This window comes from candidate division KSB1 bacterium (genome assembly GCA_034506395.1).
In the GTDB taxonomy this organism is placed as follows: domain Bacteria; phylum Zhuqueibacterota; class Zhuqueibacteria; order Thermofontimicrobiales; family Thermofontimicrobiaceae; genus Thermofontimicrobium.
Genome location: JAPDPQ010000020.1, coordinates 12,568 through 32,897, shown reverse-complemented (window position 1 = coordinate 32,897; position 20,330 = coordinate 12,568). Strand labels below are relative to the sequence as shown.

At 49.0% G+C, this 20,330-nt stretch carries 11 protein-coding genes; all 11 read right to left on the bottom strand.

The features are described 5' to 3' along the window. Positions 1 to 347: 347 nt before the first annotated feature. Entirely contained in the window at positions 348 to 3,254 is a 2,907-nt protein-coding gene (locus ONB37_13120; protein ID MDZ7401097.1) for a TonB-dependent receptor, read from the bottom strand. 223 nt (positions 3,255 to 3,477) lie between these two features. Beyond that, complete coding sequence (locus ONB37_13115; protein MDZ7401096.1) at positions 3,478 to 4,041, bottom strand: DUF4256 domain-containing protein; 564 nt, start codon at positions 4,039 to 4,041, stop codon at positions 3,478 to 3,480. Between the two features lie 55 nt (positions 4,042 to 4,096). Then, entirely contained in the window at positions 4,097 to 5,179 is a 1,083-nt protein-coding gene (locus tag ONB37_13110; protein ID MDZ7401095.1) for a GntR family transcriptional regulator, read from the bottom strand. Between the two features lie 413 nt (positions 5,180 to 5,592). Further along, the gene (locus tag ONB37_13105; protein MDZ7401094.1) at positions 5,593 to 6,885 is read right to left on the bottom strand and encodes a pectate lyase; all 1,293 of its coding nucleotides are present in this window, start codon (positions 6,883 to 6,885) and stop codon (positions 5,593 to 5,595) included. 52 nt (positions 6,886 to 6,937) lie between these two features. Next, the gene (locus ONB37_13100) at positions 6,938 to 8,233 is read right to left on the bottom strand and encodes a glycoside hydrolase family 28 protein (GenBank protein MDZ7401093.1); all 1,296 of its coding nucleotides are present in this window, start codon (positions 8,231 to 8,233) and stop codon (positions 6,938 to 6,940) included. Between the two features lie 244 nt (positions 8,234 to 8,477). After that, entirely contained in the window at positions 8,478 to 10,019 is a 1,542-nt protein-coding gene (locus ONB37_13095; protein MDZ7401092.1) for a right-handed parallel beta-helix repeat-containing protein, read from the bottom strand. A gap of 90 nt (positions 10,020 to 10,109) precedes the next feature. Beyond that, positions 10,110 to 13,688, bottom strand: a complete 3,579-nt coding sequence (locus ONB37_13090; protein ID MDZ7401091.1) for a T9SS type A sorting domain-containing protein — start codon at positions 13,686 to 13,688, stop codon at positions 10,110 to 10,112. 140 nt (positions 13,689 to 13,828) lie between these two features. Then, positions 13,829 to 15,391 (bottom strand): T9SS type A sorting domain-containing protein, encoded by a 1,563-nt coding sequence (locus ONB37_13085; protein ID MDZ7401090.1) that lies wholly within the window; start codon positions 15,389 to 15,391, stop codon positions 13,829 to 13,831. 147 nt (positions 15,392 to 15,538) lie between these two features. After that, a complete protein-coding gene (locus ONB37_13080) occupies positions 15,539 to 17,026 on the bottom strand; it encodes a hypothetical protein (GenBank protein ID MDZ7401089.1) in 1,488 nt (495 codons plus the stop codon). Continuing rightward, the gene (locus ONB37_13075; protein ID MDZ7401088.1) at positions 17,023 to 18,060 is read right to left on the bottom strand and encodes a PorV/PorQ family protein; all 1,038 of its coding nucleotides are present in this window, start codon (positions 18,058 to 18,060) and stop codon (positions 17,023 to 17,025) included. Before ONB37_13075 ends, ONB37_13080 begins: the two co-directional genes overlap by 4 nt. 22 nt (positions 18,061 to 18,082) lie before the next feature. Beyond that, entirely contained in the window at positions 18,083 to 20,299 is a 2,217-nt protein-coding gene (locus tag ONB37_13070) for a T9SS C-terminal target domain-containing protein (GenBank protein MDZ7401087.1), read from the bottom strand. Between the last annotated feature and the right edge of the window lie 31 nt (positions 20,300 to 20,330).

Here is a 20,330-nt window from a genome sequence, read left to right as displayed (position 1 = left end):
AATTGGCGGAGGAATTTGGAGCAATGCTAAGGTCTCTGTTTTAACCCTTGGATCGTTTACGAAATATGAATTATGGCCTTTCATTCACCTCCTCCCTGCCGAGAAAATCTATTTTATTTTGAATGCCGATCGATCACCTCCATTCTCCTGCTCAGTTCAAAAATTTGAAATAGGTAATTACGAGAAGCCTATTGTAATTTACTTTTGGATTGTCATTCCGACCCGCCAGTTGGCAGGGAGGAATCTGACTTTGAAGCGAAAGTTGAATTTACAGATTTCTCTCCGTCCGCCAGTTGGCGGACGGATCGAAATGACGCTGGTATCGAACCTATTTAATGCTCTTAGCATTAAAAGCGTAATCCCAAACCAAGATTCATGGTCCAACTGTAGTATTCACTGGCGGTCAAGAACTGGGTCTGAGATTGATACGACTCATCGGGTTCATCGGTGATGTTGTTCCAGTCAAAAAACAGGTCAAGGTAGCGGGCTAAGCGATATTTGATGGACAGGTCCATTCGCATCAAATCGGCGGTGAAGCCGTCCAGCTCGGGTCGTTCGCCCACAATCGCCAGGGTCTTGCCCTGATAGAGGAGCGACAATCGTGCGGAAAAGGGACCTTTGTCATAGCCGATGGCGACATTGGCAATATCGTCACTTTGATCTGGCATATCACCCGTGCGAAAAGTGTCCACAACGGTGGTTTTAAGAAACGGAAACACAGGGATTTTTTCACTCAAAACGAACGAACGTGGGAAATGAGTTTTTGACCAGATGTGAGAATAGTTGGCGTTCAGCACAATTCCGTCGAACGGGCGGGGCAGCCAATGAAAACGAGTCTGCCACTCCACCTCGAATCCTTTTACTCTGGTCAGAAATGGGTTATTCTCGGGTCGGTCTAAAGTAAATCCCTGCAAGTCGGGCGTAAAGCCTTCCTTCACGGCGTTCAAAATTTTATGTCCCTGGCGATTGAAAATGAGATCGTCGATCTCCTTATAAAAGCCGCCGAGCGTAAACAAACCAATCGTGTTTCCATAAAATGAGAGGAAGATGTCATAGTTGGTCGACATTTGGGGCAGGAGATCGGGGCGGCCAAATTCTACCCGACGTTCGGTGCCATGAACTTTCTTTTTGGGCATCATCCAACTGAGCTGGGGGCGGGACAGCGATTTGGTGTAAGCCAGTCGAATATCGAACCATCCCGTGGGACGAATTCTGGCATGGATCATGGGGAACCAGCGGCCGTAAGTGGCGGTAGCGGTCGTATCCGAAACAAAAGGCTTATTCAGCTCTGGCTCGGAGAAAATATCGGGCACGGTCCCTTTGCGTCCTGTCATTTCAGCCCGAGTATATTCATAGCGAGCCCCTGGGAGCAGCATGAAAATCCGCCCAAAATTGAGCTCGGTCATTAAATAGCCAGCCGTCACCGCTTCTGTTACCTCATAATCATCTAAATCGGCGATGGATGAAAAGGCATAGAGCGAATCCAGCAAGTAATGATTGAGCAAAAAGTTCAGCTCAGAGCGGCTCATGGCAGGACCAAAATTGTAGCGCCCGCCCAAAAAATTGCCAGCGTCGAACGATGGATCCAGATAATTTTGCATCAATGACCAGCCAGTGGCATTCCACTGATATTCGAAGCCTTCTTCTCCAGAGCGAGGATGATGTCGTTCAAATTCCTCCCGATGAGTGACGGCCGTCAGATCCAATCGGCTGTTGCGATGGCCACGATCCCGTTCCTTTAGCTTTTCAATGTATTTGGCGCCAAACTTGACGTTGCCTGCTATCTTATTGGTTAAAGTGAACGGCAGCTTAAAATTGAGCTGGCCACTTCGATCTCTTTCCAGGGATTTTTCGGTATAAAAATCGCCCTGGTAGAGAAACATCTGGTCGTAGCGATTGTTTGCGGCGGCCAGCAGCAGATCGGGTCCGTAGGAATTGGGGAGCAGGGCGTGATTAATGGCACTCAATTCACGGGCACGGATGCGGTTATCAAAGGGTTGGCGGTTGAGGGAAGCGGTTTGGGACACCCGCCAATCCAATTGACCAGAGAAGAGGCGATGTTCACCCGTGAGTGAATTGGACAGGACATCGATCTGTTGCTGCCGATCATAAAGTCGGATTTCGTGGGTATTGGCGCCCTCATCCCATCGGGCCAGGTGAGTCAGCGCATCCCGATCCAGACGGCTCATAAAATTATTGAACGTCAGCTTTCCATTAGGGAGGCGATAATCCATGAGGATGCTAAAACCGATCCGCTTGCGAATTTCATCGGTATAGCTCAGGTCCACCTGGGTAGCAAAAATTGGAGCGTAAGGTTCGCCTTCCCTCTTTTCCCTGAGCACCTGATAGTTAGCCGCAAACTGGTCCGAACCACGCTGGGCTCGCTCTAAATTGCCAGTGACCATCAATCCCAATTTTTGATCGAAATAGCGATTGCTCAAAGTCAGGCTGCCTTTGTATTGCCCAAATTGATCTCGCTGCGCATTATAGCCATTGCGGAACTTGAAATCATATTTAAAACCTCCCTCCGAAGCATCGGCCAATTTAAAATTGACAATCCCTCCAAACGCATCGGCGTCTTTATCTGGCGTCAACGCCTTGGTGACTTCAATCCCAGCTAAAATTTCTGGCGAAATCATGTTCAAGTCCACACTGCGATCATCCAGGTCGGTGGCAGGGACTTTCTCCCCTGCAATGGTGATGATGTTGTAGGTCGGCGCCAAGCCCCTGATCACAATTTTATTGCCCTCTCCCCCACTGCGTTTAATAGAAATACCAGGCAATCGGCCGACGGACTCAGCCGCATTGGCGTCGGGCAGCTCCTGAATGCGCTCCGCCGAAACGATATTGGTGATCGTGTTGGAGCGCAGTTGCTGGTTGATCGCCGCCACCTGACCCTCGGCCTGCGCTGTAATGGTGACCGTCTCGCCCTTCACCACGTCGTATTCCAGTTGAACATGCACCACTTTTTGTTCATTCAGCCCGATCTGAATCGGCAGCTCTTTTGAGCGGTATCCGATAAACGTGACCCGCAGTTGATAGGTGCCTGGCGGGACTGAAGGAATAATATATTCCCCTTTGAGGTCCGTCGCAGCCCCGATTGCCGTGCCCTTTAAAAAGACATTGGCTCCAGCCAAAGGATCGCCTGTTGTCGCATCGGTAATTTTGCCAGTGATTTTACCAGTTGCAGCCGCAAAGAGGTGAGCGAGGGGCAAAATAAGTAGCAGCAATACAGCGAGGATTTTGAATTTCATGATTCGCTCCTCAATCAAAGATGGATGTGAAGATTAGTTCTTTTCTATAAGGTTGCCACTCTGATATTATTTAAAAACTGCCGTCGCTATCTGAAATTTCATCGAACGGCTGTTGCTTCACCTACCCCACAAAGTTAGCGAAGCGGCAGCTTGATCAAGCGCTTGTTCGCTCAAATCTGATTCTTGCAGAAATAGCAAGCGCCACTTTGTCGCCTGAAAAAACTTAGATCCTCAGCAAGCCACGAAACCCTCTTGAAGCGTAATAGGACTCTGCGCTGTTGTGATATACGAAGACATGGTTATAGCGACGATCACAAAAGAGCGCCCCACCAAGTTTTCGAATATTGGGCGGCGTTTTCACCCAGCTTGATGTTTTCGTATCAAAAGCCCCAAGTTTCTGCAGCTCTCGATATTGTTCTTCCGTTAAGATTTCAATCCCCATGGCAGCAGCCATATCAACAACATTATTTTCTGGCTTATGTTCTTTCCTCGATTCCAATGCTTCACGATCGTAACAAAGACTTCTCCGACCATTAGGGCTTTCCGCTGAACAATCACAAAAAATGTATTCGCCCGTCTTTTCGTCATAACCAACAACGTCTGGCTCTCCGCCTGTTCTTTCCATTTCATGGAGCGACCACATTTTTTCAGGATTGGCTTCTATTTTTGCTTGCACGTCAAGCCATTGAAGACCATCATGGCGGCTCATATTTTTTTCAAAACGAGCTTTCAGTTTTCTCAGCAGCTCTTCACGTTGTTCTGGCAATAGCTTTTTATCGCTGTTCATGCTCATATCTATCTCTCGTGAATGCTTATTCCTGCAATCGTGCGGTAACAAATGTTTAGCAACTTGATCGAACGATCAACTCAGGCTTTAAAATGGTTCGAACTGCCACAGGCTCGCCATCGATAATTTTCATCAATTGCTCCACGGACTGCTGGCCAATTTCATCCGTGGGCTGGTGGATGGTGGTCAATGGTACAGGAGCATACTTGCCTCGCTCGATGTCATCGAAGCCGATAATGGCCACGTCATCAGGGATTTTGTAGCCCTGATCCAGCACTGCCTGTTCAAAGCCGAGCGCCGAAAGGTCGTTGTAGACAAATAGCGCTTCGGGCCGATCGGACTTTTGAAAGAATTGCTGACCGATCTGATAGCCAGAATCATAGTCTCTGAATTTCATCGGCAATGGAAAAATAAATTCGGGACGAAATGGCCTGCCGTACTGTTCCAGGGCTCGTCGGTAGCCTTTGAGCCGCAGCTCAGCCAGCAGGTTGCCCGATTCGCCGCTGAGGTAACCGATTTTCTGATAGCCCCGCTGGATAAGATGCTCGGTGGCTATAAAGGCACCCAGCTCATGATCGGTTCCGACATAATAGATGTCTTCATCTTCAATATACGACACCATCACAAACGGAAAATTGTCATCCTTGAGCTTCCGAATCGTCTCCGTGGCCCGATAGACGTGACTGGTCGAAGCGATGATCATGCCGTCCACGCCCAGATCCCGAAAGCGATGGATCTGGCTCTCTTCTTTTTCTATATTTTGAGAGGAATTGGACAGCAGCAAATTGTAGCCGTTTTCGGAAATCTTCTGTTCCACGCTGTGAAGGATCAATGAGAAGAAGGGATTTTTCAGGTCACTGAGGACCAATCCGATGGTGTGATGTTGAGTGAAATCGATAGATGGAGCGGGTTGGGCCACGAAGGTGCCCTTGCCAACCCGACTGAACAGCACGCCCTCACGGATTAATTCGGTCAACGCCTTTTTCACGGTGATGAGGCTGACCCCGTATTCCTGCGCCAGTTCATTTTGCGAGCTGATTTGATCACCAGGTTGCAGTTCTCCCGACTCGATTTTTTCTTTGATGGTATCGACAATTTGCAGATAGAGGGGTCTCGGATCGGTAAAGTCTATGGCCATGGGAGCACTCGTACTTTTATTATCACGCATCGCCGATGGAGGTGATGCTCTACCATTGGTATTCTTAAACCAAATAGTCGAGTTGTCAGGCAAGGTGAAATTAATCATACCTGGTATACCAGGTATGATTAATATAACATATTTTTTGAAAATGTCAAGTGTTTTTTTCTCGTTTTTTCGTCTGTTGCTTCGGCTTTTTGTCGCTAGGCCAGAGTGAAGTTTATTTGGCTGGAGCCTGCATTTTAAAAGGTGATCTTGAAGATTTTGAAGGAGCAAAATTTTAGCTAAAATCGGGGATTCAATTTTAGCAGGACTCAATCGAATGGATCAGACGGCACTGTAACCATAATTCACCAATTCTCTGAAGTTCTTTGCGGCTGAGCATCGAAATTGAATGCCATCTGTCCCTCGCATCAATGTATCAAAAGATCATTCAAATAGTCTTCGAGATTCGTATAGCCATCGCCATCGGCATCGCCATTCCGATCTGTTGGATTAACAGGATCGAGACCGTGAGCGATTTCCCAATCATCTGGCATCCCATCATGATCGGTATCAATAGGAATGGGACCAGTTTTCAACTCCGGCCAGCCGCCGACTTGGTGTTGCGAATCAATGATCCCCGTGCCTGGCCCCCAGATTCCACCATAGGTCGCTGTTCCAGTCTTCACTTCTTCAATGATCCGCCAATCCACGGGATCCCTTTTGGGGAACACAGCGCCGACGTTGTTCAATACGAGCTCATAGGCTAATTCGGCTGGCTGCGTCATCACAGGGGCAACAGCAACGGGGAATTTGAGCCGCACGGACTTCCAGTATTTGCCTTGCACGCCACCAGCCCAGTTATCCCGAGTAATATTGGGGAACCCCGCAACGAAATTATCAGCTATATACCATCGACTGGTGCTATCCCAGGGTTCTACGATGCGATCTTTCTTCTGAGTCGCTGGGCCAAATTTATAGTAATTGGCGATCAGATTATAAAAACCACCCTCTCCCCCATAACTGCTGTTGAACCCCCAATTATAAATCACATTGTTTCGAAAATCGACCACCTCACGGTTTGGCTGACCATGGGTGCGGCTGCCATTGAAACGGGGATTGCGGCTGGAATGATGTGCCAGCAAATTATGATGAAAGGTAGCACCCTTTCCGCCCCAAATACCACCATAACCATGATCCCCTTTATGATGAAACGAATGATTCAAACTTTCGCTGATCAAACACCATTGCAATGTGAAATTTTCATTGTCATAAAAAGAGGCGACTTCATCGATCCCCCAACTGAATGAGCAATGATCAATGATAACGTTTCGATTTCCAATTGCAGAAATTGCATCCCCCTCGAACTGTCTTTCATCGCCCAAGCGACTGCGGATGAAACGAATAATCACATTATCCGCAGCGATGATCAAAGGATAATTTTTGAGACAGATGCCATCGCCTGGTGCTGTTTGACCAGCAATTGTGATATTGCCTTGTTTGATCACCAATTCCGACTCTAATGCGATTGTACCAGAAATGCGAAATACGACAGTTCGGATCTGATCCGAATCGATGGCAGCACGTAAGCTTCCTGGACCGCTATCTTTTAGGTTTGTCACCTCGATCACGATCCCTCCGCGTCCGCCCGTTGCGAAACGACCGAAGCCCTCGGCTTCAGGGAAGGCTAATGGTTGCGCCCGAAGCGAAGAAGGTATAATCATCGAGAAAAAAAATATCATCCAGAAATAAGAGCAGTTCATATAAACTGTGTCTTTATCGACTGTCAAAATTAATGCAAACATTCCTCAAGACCAGATCCTTTACATGTTGCTGATCAAAGCCCTTGGTCACCCCATTAAAGCGACAATTTTCTAATCGTAAATGCAAAACAGGGGTTTTCTTATCCCCCTTGATCACGTAAGCATAGGGTGCATTGCGACAGGTCATGCGATCGACTTGGATGTTCCGAATGATTGGGGCATATTCACCTTGTTCTTTGCCATAGAACATATCGATGTGGATAGCAGCCTCTTTTAGCTGGCCCACGACAATGTTTCTCAGAAATATATTTTCAATTACTCCCCCCCGAAGCGAATTGGTTTTGATGCGCAACGCCCGATCAAGTTCTGGGCTATCCATCATACAATCTTCAACAAAAACATTTCGGACGTTGCCAGAGACCTCACTCCCAATGGTCACACCGCCATGGCCATTCTTCATCCGACAGCGCTGAATCACGATGTTTTCCGATGGGACATTGATTCGTCGGCCATCGGCATTTCTGCCTGATTTAATTGCGATACAATCATCTCCGCAATTGAAACTGCACTCTGCAATCAACACATCGCGACAGGATTCGGGATTGCAGCCGTCATTGTTCGGCCCCAGGCTTTCGATCGTCACATGTTGAATCGTCACATTGCTGCACAGCACGGGGTGAATGACCCACATTGGCGAATTTTTGATGGTGATGCCTCGAATCAGCACATTATTACACCGATAGAACTGAATAAAATTGGGTCGCAAGTAATGCCCCTCTCCAAAGATCCGCTGTGTTACGGCCAGATTGTTATCTGCCATCCGCTGTAATTTCGCCACATCTTGGCGTTGATCCTCCATGCCTGGTTCCCATCCAGTCGGTGTCGATTCTGCATCATCCCAGGGGCCTTTCCAATTCCACCAGACATTGGCCCTGGCACCGCCATCCAGCACACCTTTGCCAGTAATAGCAATATTCTCTTGCTCAAATGCATACACGAGTGGCGAATAATTCATGCATTCGATTCCCTCAAACCGGGTAAAAACGGCTGGTAAATACTTTTTCGGATCTGTGCTGAAGCGGATCGTAGCGGATTTTTCAAGATAAAGATGGACATTGCTTTTGAGGTGAATGGCGCCGGTTGCCCAGATTCCCTTCGGAACGATCACTCTACCTCCGCCAGCAGCATGACAGGCTTCGATGGCGCGGCGGAATGCCTCAGTACAATCGCTTTCCCCGTCTCCAATGGCGCCGTATCCAGTAATCGGAAAATCTCTCGCTGGAAATGATGGAGGAATGATCCGACGCAAAATTTCCTCTTTCTGATTCCATCCCTCATTTCGAGGGGAATCCTTCGAGAGTTTGAGCAAAAAAATAGAAAAAATCAGCAATCCGAAAGTTGCTATTCTTAGCGATCTCGATCGATTAGCTTGCATGACATATCCAAACAAACGTCCATGATGCGATTGCTGTAAATCTTCAGTGACTATGGGTACAAAACAATTCAACCACTATCGAAATAGAAATTTGAAAATCAAGCCAAGATGAGCATTGTCATCTTATCACTATCAGCTTCCGAGTGAACGTGCGACCGCTGGCGTTCATTTGATAGAGATATACGCCAGAACCAATGGATTGACCATTCTCATTATCGCCATGCCAGGTCACTTCATGAGTCCCCGCTCCAAAATTTTGATCCGCGATGATCCGCACCAGTTGTCCAGCAGGGTTGAAGATCCGAAGCTGAACATGGCTCAATTCTGGCAGCGAGAAACAGATCGTCGTTATTGCATTGAACGGATTAGGGTAATTCTGATGCAATTCGAATTGCGCTGGCGGATTGGCGATAGCGATTTCAATTTCAGTTGATGATTCAGTTTCGAACGCTCCCAAATCAGGCGCATTACCCGAGAATGGCAATCCCACCTCAACCCCAGCATCGATCAAATCGCTGCCAGTAGCGAGATGAAGAAAATCGATATCGGGCAAACTGCCATCTGGCTTCCGCGGCGCTGCGGCTAAATTGGCATCGAGACTTAGAAAATCCTCTGCGGTTACGAGAAAGGGCGGCATCCAGCTATTGGCCTCTTGTATGGCGAAACCTCCCAGTTGGACCAACCCTTGAAACGAAACACAATTTTTGATTATGAGGCTCTGCCCTGGATTCAACGAACGCTGGATTCGGTAATTGGCTGCCTTGTTATGGTAACCAGTGCAATTGAACAAGGTCATGGAACCGACATTGTTATTCTGATCGAATCCTTTATTTTTGTTATTGAACGCCACACATCGAACGAGGATTTGATGATGCATCAACGCTTCGCTATTGCTGTTATCGCCGCCACCCATTTTGAAGCCATTCCCGTTCGCCTGGGACCCTGGATCGGTCCCATCTTTTAAATAGCCATTGCTCCAGGACCAACAATTTTCGAGAGTGGTGGTCACATCAGTAGCGCCACGTAAATAGCCATCCCAACCATCATCACAATTGCCCCAGGAGCGACAGCCGTAGAAATAGTTGCCGCTTCCCACGGTTAATTTTGGTGCAAATCCGTCGGCATCGGCATAATCTGGGGGATCAGCATTATAATATGAATCGCAATTGATGATGCGATTGTTGGCCGAACCATTGCTCAGTTGCAGCCCCGAGTCGCGATTTTCAAAGAAGACACATCGCTCGATGATATTATTCGAACCAAAGTTTATTTCCATGCCGTTATCGCCTGCACCCTTGACGTGAAGTCCGATGATATGCCAATAATTGGCCCGCAGGCTAATTCCTTTAGATCCGAGCGATTGGGCCGAAAAATCTAACAATGGTACTTCATCTTTAAATGCGCTCATCGTCACCACTTTCTCCTCTGTGCCACTTTTGGCTGCGCTGATGGTGATAGTGCTGGTGAGATGATAAGTACCGCCCCGTACATAAATGGTATCGCCTGGCATGGCTTCGGAAATAGCCTTAGCGAAAGTTCCAAACGGTTGTGTAATGGTCCCGGGATTGGCATCATTGCCGTCAGGGGCAATATATTTCTGTGCCCATAAAAGATCGGTGAAAATTGCCTGGAGCAAAAACAAAAAAACGAACTTCTTCACTGCTTCTTGCCTTTCACAAAAATGAACTCAATAATAAAACGCCGGCCGCTGAAGGCGGCGGCCGGCAAAACGCGTTTAGCTATCGATTCTTCACTTCATCAAAATGAGCTTGCGCATCGACTTGAATTCGCCGGCTATAATCTGGCAGAAATACACACCACTCGGCATCCCAGTCGCGTTCCACACCACTTTATAGGAACCAGCTTCGTGTTGACGGTTCACCAGTTCTGCCGCCAGCTGCCCATTGATATCGAAAATTTTCAATGCTACATGGACTGATCTGGGGATGTGGTAGCAGATAGTGGTCGATGGATTGAAAGGATTGGGATAGTTTTGCATTAAAGCGAAATCTTTGGGAATCGCATCAAGCGAAATATCTACCGAGGTGCCAACTTTTAGCCGACCGCCCTCAAACGAGATCGACCCATTAGGCCCGAGCGTAAAGGGAATGGTGTTATCGAATTCTCCAGCGATCAATCTGAGTACCCCGTTTATGGTGGTTTCTTGTGACAATTTGACGCCCGCTTCATTGTTGATAACTAATCCATTGACCACTTTCGGCATGAGCGTGCTGGTGATCTGCGGTTTGGTGCCATTGAATATGAAATTAGCGTTTTCACTCAAGGTCAATGTGCCAGTCGATTGAATGGCTCCAGCAACGCCATTTTCATGGGCCGTGGCAAGAGTGGCATTTTCATTCAGAATAAAAACACCATTGCCCGCTAATTCGGTCAGCCCGAAATCGAGCGTGGTGCCTTTGGCCACCTCGATGGCTAATCCGCCGCCGCCGTAGGTAATTTGGCTAAGCACCAAATGTTGAACACTATCCTGCCGATCGAACACAAACCGAGCGTTGGTAGGGTTAGAATTTTGGGTTGTCGCAGTGGACATCATGAGATCGCCCTGGTGGAGATACCACCGCGTGGAACCTGATCCATTCCCTTGAGAGCCGCGAGCGACCGAGAAATTCCCTCCAGTAACGATCACGTCTCCATAATGATGGACTTTGAACACGGTCAAGGCATTGCCTGTTCCCTGAGTTTCGAACGAACCGTTCTCCACGATCAAATCGCCCATGATCGTCACGATGGAACTGTCCCCCGCTGGGGCTGTGGTCAATCGCCAGCGAGCGGTTCCCGTATTCAGCACCCGAATGTCCCCGCCAATAGTCACTCCATTCAGCCCCATATCGAGATTGGATGTCATCTTGGGAGTATTGAACACGATATGATAATAGCTCTGGTTTCTGTTTGCTGGTGCCGTGTTGACGATTCCTGTCATCAACAAAGTTGAACCCTCCTCCCAGAGACCAGATGGAATACTTCCACCGTTGCGGGCGTGCTCATAAATTGAATGACCACCGAACACCAACGGGTTGTTGGCTTCGAGAGCGCCCCGATTCACCACGGTCCCTTCAACCGCACCAGCGCTGGCAGTAATACTCCCCAGCGAATCGATATTCATAACCGCCGACGGCGTGACATATAATTCCTGGCACAGAAGCGTATCGGTGAACGATACTCCGGCAGGATTGGAGATGGTCAATGTAGCCAATGTATCGGGCAACAGCAGCCCGGCGGATTGGGCAATAGTACCATTAAAGATGAAGCTGGAGGCCTTGCTGAGGGTGACCACTCCAGTGGTTTTCAGATTGCCATCGACGCCTGCTGGATGGGCGCTCATCAGCGTCGCTCCAGCCGAAAGCGTGAAGATACCGTTTCCTGCGATGGAGGTTGTATCCATGTTCAGGGTGACCAGGCTATCCACCTGGATGGGCAATCCACCACCGGCATAAGTGACATTTTCGAGCTTCAGATTTTGGATACCACCCGCATTGGCGAACACGAACTTCGCCTTGCCTGGAGTTGGATTGGAATTTTGAGTGGTGGCGTTGGCCATGTTAAAATCGCCTTTGTGAAGGAACCATGTAGTGGATCCGGCGCCACTTCCCTGGGAGCCTCGGCTGATAGAAAAATTCCCACCCGTGACATGGATATTACCATAATGATTGACGATGACATCGGTCGCGCTACTGGTGCCTTGAGTCGCCAATTGGCCAGCTTCAACAATAACATCTCCCATGATAGTTACAGTCCCAGAAGATCCGCCGACCAATTGCCAGCGAGCCGAGCCAGTATCGATCACTTTTAGGTCACCCCAAATTGTATGCCCGTTTAAATTCAAATCGCGGTTCGAGGAGAGCCCAGGTGTCTTGAGCACCAAATGGTAATAATCCTGCCCGCGATTTTCGGGCGCGGTGCTGGTGATCCCAGTGAATAAGGCTGTTGAACCAGGCTGCCAGTTGCCCAAAGGCACGCTGCCACCGTTCCGCGCGTGTTCGTAAATTGATCCCTCAGCGAAGACTAATGGATTACTCGCGCTGATCAATCCTTGATTCATCAAGGTTCCTGCGATAGCCCCGGAGTCAGCTATTATATTTCCCGACTGATCTATTTTCATGATTCCGCCGGCTGATACGTTCAATCCAGCGGTTTTCAAGGTATCGCTGAACGTCACTCCCACAGGATTCGCTATTGTAAGGACCGCGATGGTATCTGGCAACAACACGCCGGGAACTTGATCAACAGCGCCATTGAACGTGAAGTTAGCCGCTTTACTCAAGGTAATCGCACCTGTGGTTTTCAAATTGCCGTCCAGGCCGCTGGGATGCGCGCTTATCAATGTCGCTCCAGGTGAAAGCGCAAAAATTCCGGTACCACCGACTGCTGTTGTATCCATATCTAAGGTGGCTAAGCTATCGACCTGAATCGGCAGGCCTCCACCACCATAGGTCACATTCGACAATGTTAGCTTTTGCTTGCCTCCGACATTTGCGAACACGAATTTCGCATTTCCTGGTGTCGGATTGGAGTTTTGAGTCGTGGCATTCGACATCGTGAAATCACCGCCAAATAGATACCAAAGTGTCTTTCCTGTCCCGTTGCCCTGTGAACCTCTGGCAATCGAAAAGTTGCCGCCAGTAACGATGACATTACCATAATGATTGATGATAAAAACTGTCTGAGCATTGCTGGTCCCATGTACAGAAAATTGCCCATTTTCAACGATTACATCTCCTAAAATCGTGATGCGTGCCGTATCGCTAGCAGCGATCGAGCTCATCTGCCAACGGTATGCTCCGGTGTTAATCACCCTCACATTACCACCGATGGTGATGTTTTTCCATCCCATGTCCCGATTGCGCCCCAGGTTCGGCGTGTTGAAAACGACATGATGGAAATTTTGGTTTCGATTGGCAGGGGCATCCTGCACCGTGCCGGTCAACAGTAAGGTTGATCCCTGTTCCCATGTAGCGGTCGGGAGCGTCCCGGCATCGCGGGCGTGCTCGTAGCTGCTCCCATTGCCAAAGCTCAAAACGCCAGTTGTTACGGTGAAAACACCAGATTCGACCACTTTCACATATCCTGTGATGGTCACTGGCACGTCTACGCGCACAGTGTCAGTCCCTTTCACAAGGATATTTTCAGCGCCTGACGGCCCAGCACTGGGTGCAACCCAGTTGGTTCCATCAAAAGTTTCCCAGGTCGCGGTGCTGCTCCAATCCCCGCTTTTCGCAGAACGAAAGTCCCCAGCGACCTGCGTGTACCCCTGCCCCACTGTGATCATGCTTAGGAATAGCAAAATAAGAAAAATTCGTATCATTTGCATAAACGCACCCTCCTTCAATAAATCATTCATGTTTTTGAAAATCGAATATGACAATAAATGAAAATCTTTCGCAATCCCCTATGCTTCTTCCATTTGAACAAAGAAATGGATCGAACCAGCAAGTTCGATTCAGCAGCTCCTCATTTCAACAGCATCATCCGTTTGTTGTCAACAAAATCGCCCGCCTTGATTTGATACAAATAGATACCTGCGCTCAGGCGTGAACCATCAAACTGTAATTGGTGAATTCCAGGCTCTCTGCGAGCATCTAACAAGGTCAGCACCTCCTGTCCCTGAATGTTATATATCTTCAGTATCACATGAGAGGCCCGGGGTAAACCGAATCTGATCATGGTAGCTGGATTGAACGGGTTCGGATAATTCTGTTCGAGAAAAAAAGCGCAAGGTAAGTTCAGAGACCCACTTGCCACCGAGACCGGAATTTTTAAGCTGCCTCCCTCGTAGGAGATCGAGCCATTTGGGCCCAAAGTAAAGGGGATGGTGTTGTCGAATTCTCCGGCCATTAATCGCAGCACGCCGTTAATTGTTGTGGGCCGAGAAAGAATTACCCCGGCTGGATTATTGATGATCAAATCCGTTACCACAGCGGGCATGCGATCGCTGGTGATCTGACTAGTGGATCCATTGAAGCCAAAACTCGACCCCTCTTTTAGTGTCACCTCAGCGACGATGCCGCCAATTGCCTCAGCAACTCCGCCGGCCAATGCCGTCATTAATGTCGCTCCTTCATTCAGCACGAAGATCCCATTGCCTGAGAGCTTGGAAGACCCCATATCAAGCGTTGTTCCGCTACTGACCTCGATGGGGAGGGCCGTCAAAGTATTGCCCTCTCCTAATGTCAACGTTTGCGTTCCCATCTTTTTAAACACAAATCGGGCTCCTCCTGGCGTGGAGGTCGAACTTTGGGTCGTCGCATTAGACATGGAAAAGTTACCTTCATACAAATACCATGTGGTTGTTCCGCCTGCTTGCGATCCGCGGCTGATCGAAAAATTGCCCCCAGTAACCACGATATTGCCATAGTGATGTACGATGAAGGTCGTCTGGGCATTGCTTGTGCCATGGACCGAAAACGCGCCGCCTTCCACAATCACATCACCCATGATGGTAACAATTGATGTGTCTGTAGCTAGAGCTGTGGTTAAATACCATCGAGCCGATCCGGTATTGATCACTTTCACATCGCCGCGAATGGTATTCGCCCTCAGGTTCATATTCAAATTCGAAAGCAAACCGGGAGTGTTGAAGATAAGATGGTAGTAATCCTGATCCCGATCGGTTGGCGCCGTCGAAGTCACCCCAGTTAGCATCATAATCGAGCCTTGTTCCCAATTGGCGATGGGAATTCGGCCACCATCACGATCATGCTGATAGGTGCCCCCACTGGCGATGGTGAGCTGGGAATTATCTTCAACAATTCCCTGGTTCACTAGCAAGCCAGTAATCGAAACTGGGATGTTGACAAAAATCGAGTCCGTCGATCGGACAGTGATCGTCTCTGCTCCAGTGGGAGGTGTGCCCGTGGTCACCCAAATCGAGCCGTTGAATCGCTCCCAATTCTGCGCCTTATTCCAATCGCCGCTAGCGCGCGTCCGATAATCCCCAACTTTTTGGGCCCAAAGTGATGGCAAGAAGAGCAATCCAAATGCTATCGCAATGCTTGCTGTAACACCTTTTTTCATTATCCACCTCCTTCGTTCGACTGAAAAATGTGATGGGACTTTATTTGAACCAATTTCACCATTTTTTCAATCAAAAAATTCCAGATCTCGATTTCAGTTTATCAATTTGCTATCAATCGCACTTTCGAAGTGATGCGCTTAAATTTCTCACTTAGAATTAGAGGCCCCTATTCGCCACGGCAGCTCGTACGATAGCTGCATCACCCATGTCTGAGTTCGCTCGCTATTTTTGCTGATGGCGCTGGACCATACGTCTTGGTATTTCATCAGCGAATTTTCATAGCTCAGGTTCAAACGAAACTCATTAAGAAACACTCCAACCCCCGCAGAATAGACCTCATAAGTTACTGGCGTTCCGGGGAGTTGATTTCCCTCAGGCTCGAACACCTCAGCCTCACCGCGGATACCAGCTCGAAGCGCTAGCCATGGGGCGATCAGATATTCGGCTCCAACGCGAACCAGGGAGGCTGGCAGCCATGGTCTTGTTTCCTCCCCATCGGACGCGATATAGCGAAGCGATTTATAAGGGCGAATTTCGCATTCGAGCCCAAAGGCCAAATTGTCTCTGGGAGTGAGCATAAGGCCGATGGTTCCACGCCAAGGAAGCTTTAGTTTGTCTTTGCCGATAACAGGCTCGGATTGAACCCCGGCATCCGATTCGCTTTGCAGTGTGAGATGATAAGATCTGGAGATCGTTGTAGCCGGGCGAAGGGACCATCCGAGGGTAGCGTAGCGGCCGGCCCACTGGCAACTGATCGTTAATTCATATCCTTCGAATTCCGATGTTCCGCTTTTTATCGTGCGATGAAACACAGAATCAATGCGGAAAGCATTAGAAAAGAACGTAAGTTTTCCTCTACCGATCTGCTGTTCCAGGTCTTCGCTGGTGCCTCTTAAAGCCGTTCCGCTCACCCCGAACCAGAGGTGAAATTTTTCGATCCCACTGGCAAGTGCCAGGCCATAGCCCTTGATCCATCCCTCTCGGGATCGAATCGATTGGAGCCAATCCACCTTGAGGGGGTTGTCATCGGTCGGTCGTAAGGTCGGCAGGGGTCGCTGCGATAAAATCGGGGGCGAAAGGAGATTATTATTCTGATAAAAATGATTCAGGTCCACTTGGTTCATTACTCCCATGCCAGCAACAATTTTCAAATTGCCAATTGCGATCGGAATGGCGATCAAAGCCTGGATTGGCTGCTGACGCATTTTCTTTCGAGACCAGTTCGGTCCAATGTCGTCGAATGGCCGTTGCACTGTATCTTTGGCGCTGAATCCGAATAGACTGGTATCTGGGTCTGGGATCCGAGCTGTGAGCCCTTCCAACAAGAGGCTCAGATTCGGATAATAGCGGACCGGGGCATATTCCTGGTTCTGCTGCAAACGTTGGGATTCCATCATCCCAGCAAGAGCGAGCTGCATTGTTTGAACCGAATAGAGGCCGGCTGGGTGCTGAAACATTGTCCCAATATCGGTTCTAATCGCGAAGCTTATCCCCCCCATTGCTCGCGCCGCAGCAGAATGTAGAACCAGATGATCTACGCCCTGAAAGCTCAGCGGCCCTCCATATCCCTGAGCATGAATCGCTCTGGAAATAAAAAGAGCGAACATTAAGATCAAAAGCCTTAAATTTCTCATGGTAAAGCAATCCCCATACTGATTCGTTGAACATATCCGAGGTAATCCCCCATATCTCCGTAACTGTAATCTAATGTCAGCAGAACCCCTTCGAACTGGTGTTTGATGCCAGCGCCAAAAGTTAGCCCATCAAAATCGTAATTGAATTTGTACCCAGCGCGCAGCGCCAGCTTTGCGGCAAATTCATATTCGAGGCCGAAATGAACTTGCTGGTCATAATCATTAGGATGAAAGATATCGCCAGCTAAGCCTAATCGGTTGCTACTATCGTTGCGGGACAACAGTCCATCAGGGCCAATCAGATCTGCTCCAATACCGAATCGAAATAGCAGCGGCACTGGGTGCGATTCTTTGGCATATTTCACATCTGGCCCAAAATTTTGCACTGAAGAGCCGATATGGATTGACCGGTAGCCAGTGTTGTATCGGATGCCGAAATCGAACAAGACTACGCTCGCCCACGTTTTCACTTCTTCATACACGCCCTGCTTGATCATCGCTATTACTCTGTCCCCATTGAATAGCGATTCGTACGCATATTTCATCCCGAAGCCCACAGAGAATTTATCGGTCAGATCACGGGCATAACAAACCCCTACCACGAAGCTGAACGGATGAAATATTCGGCCGGTAAAGCCTGGATTATCGGGATCGCTGATATAAGGGCGTTGGGTGCTGGTTTCGTCGAACTGGCCAAAATCGGCGTATTGCACCTGGAATCCAATAGCACCAAGCTGTTTGATGGTCAAAGCGGCCGCAATCGCTCCCTGTTGCGCATCAAATAGCCAATTGATATAGCTGGTCGAGATCCCCATTTTCTCAAGCCGCGCCAGGCCTGCAGGATTCCAGAACACAGCTTCTGGTCCTGCCGCCCAAGCAGCATACGCCTCCCCAAGGGCAGTGGCCCGTGCACCTGGCGTTACCTTCAAAAATTGCATCGATGTGCTTCCTACTTTTTGGCCATTGGAAACGGAAACCCTTAAAAGCAGCGCTGTAATGACGAACAGTGGGATGGTAAATCGGATCGAACGCATTTCTTTTCACCTTAATAAATCATTAATGGATGACGATAAATTTGCCTTTGGATTTGGCTTTGGTTTCCCGATCTTCAACAACAAAATAGTAAACTCCAGAGGCGATGATTTGATTGTTATAGCTGAGCTGGTACCACGGGTTACCGTATGTATCCTGTTCATGTTCGATTGTCATGATCAATTGACCGGTGTATGAAAAAATTCGGATAGTGCATCGTCGTGTCAGGCCCATGAACTGGATTCGATCGTTGATTTCGCCACCGGGGTCAGATCCAGCGAGCCCACTTGAGACGATGAGGGGGTTCGGTACCACGTACACTTTGCCGAGCGTTTCAGCGGGTGGGGCTTGCGTTTCATGCAGCGTCAAATTGGTCATGCCGCTTCTTCCGCCCAGTCCATCCACCGAAACCACTGCATAGGCCACATTATCGCCAAGATTGCTTTCCGGATCGAGCACCGAATATTCACCATTTTTAAAATAGACTGGATCGCCTGGGTAGACCGTAGCAATGATCTTCCATGGTCCCAAGGGATGGGGCGCTCTCAATACCTCATAATGGCTGAAAGGTGCTCGCAATCTTGGCGTATTGAACTTTTCCACTTGAGGCCCCCATATGATTCGATTGGCCGCAGCGCGGGTATCCTCGACCCGAATTGCTGGTGCTGGAAATGGGATGGGGATGGTGTTATAGCGACCTGTCGCCGGCGCCTCCTCGGGCTTGTACTGCAGCGTATCGTATTTGATCAATGGCCGTCCGGTATATAGCTCGATCGCCCTGTCGGCTACATCCCGGATGGAGACCACTCCAGGAGTGACATACCAGGGCAACGGATGATCGCGCAAATAGGTGCTACCGATATAATTCTTATTACCCAGATTTGGATATTGTAACGTGTCGAACCAGCTTGGAACTGGGTGGAAGTAGGCGCCAGCATCGACGCCAGCGCGGACCGCGCCACCGAGATCCTTGTACTTTCGATCGGTCGCCACGCCTGGTCCGTAGCCAACCAGCTCAGCTACGGAAAAGCGCATTTTATCCCCAGGGGGAAGAATATAGGGATAGAAGCCATAGGCGCGCGCAACAGGCTGCCACCAAGAAAGATTGACCGAACTCTTGGTCCTGCCCTTCCAATATGGCCAAAGCGCTGGCTCGAATTGATCATGAAACCGCGTCGAATCGCTCTTTCCTTGCCAAATCCCGGTCTTGCGCGCCAGCGACGGGTCCATCCAAGTCATGGTCTTCGATTCCGCTGGCAGGTTGCCGTTTTCATAGCGCAATAGAAACGGCTGTTTTGCCTTTCCGTTTTCATCCCACATCCCAATACTATCAGTCGGCGCCAGGAACACCTGCCTCGTTTGATCCCTGCGGCTCAGATGGTCATAATCGTAATACAGTACCATGATCCCCACGGCCTGGGGCGAATTCAGTCCACCCCGATCCCCTGGCTGAGACCATTTTTCAAAAAAATCTGGATCTGGAAGGCCATCTCGCTCATGATTATAGCTCATCCATCTTTTTAAGTCGAACCGAGCAAAGTGATCGCCCAACCCGGCTGGCGGCTGGCCGCGAAAGGCGGACTCAGACCAATTCCCATGATTCCGTTGATACCCGAACATCGATGGTGCGAAAGTATTGGCAAAGGTAAAGAAAAGATCCGTGATCGTATCCGCAGTGACGTTTTCAAATTGATATTCGTAAATGATGAAACTATCATAACCAGGGTAGCTCCAGGCACGGCTGGTGCGGGTTACGCGGATCCCCACTGGCGTATCCCAGGCAGAAATGATGATCTCCTCCGCTTCATCGGGGTTGAAATTCGGGTTTAGCTCTCCATTCTCCAAAACAGGATAGTTTTCGATCCGCTGCAGATCGAGAGGGATACTGTAAACGCCCACAACAGGGACCGGGTCGCCACTGGTATTTGACACCGCTCCACAAAAGGCATATTTTCGTCCCGATGGCCGAGTGCCTGCGATCCAAATGCCGCTTCCGAATGAATTATGTTGACCTGGGTAATTCCGACGATCCAACACCATGCTGGAATATGGCGGCCATTCCATCGACGGGCTACCAGGCAGAATCGTCCCCCCTGCATTATAAGCTCGACCCAATTCCCCAGTATTGAACACAGTCTGATGCAGCATCCCTCTGCGGTGGACCCGCCAATCTCGGACTTGGCAATGGCCATCGCCAAGCCAAACCATGAGGATAAGCAGGAAAAATCCAATCCGTCTCATAATATTTGCCCGTACTTTCTTTATAGGTGCG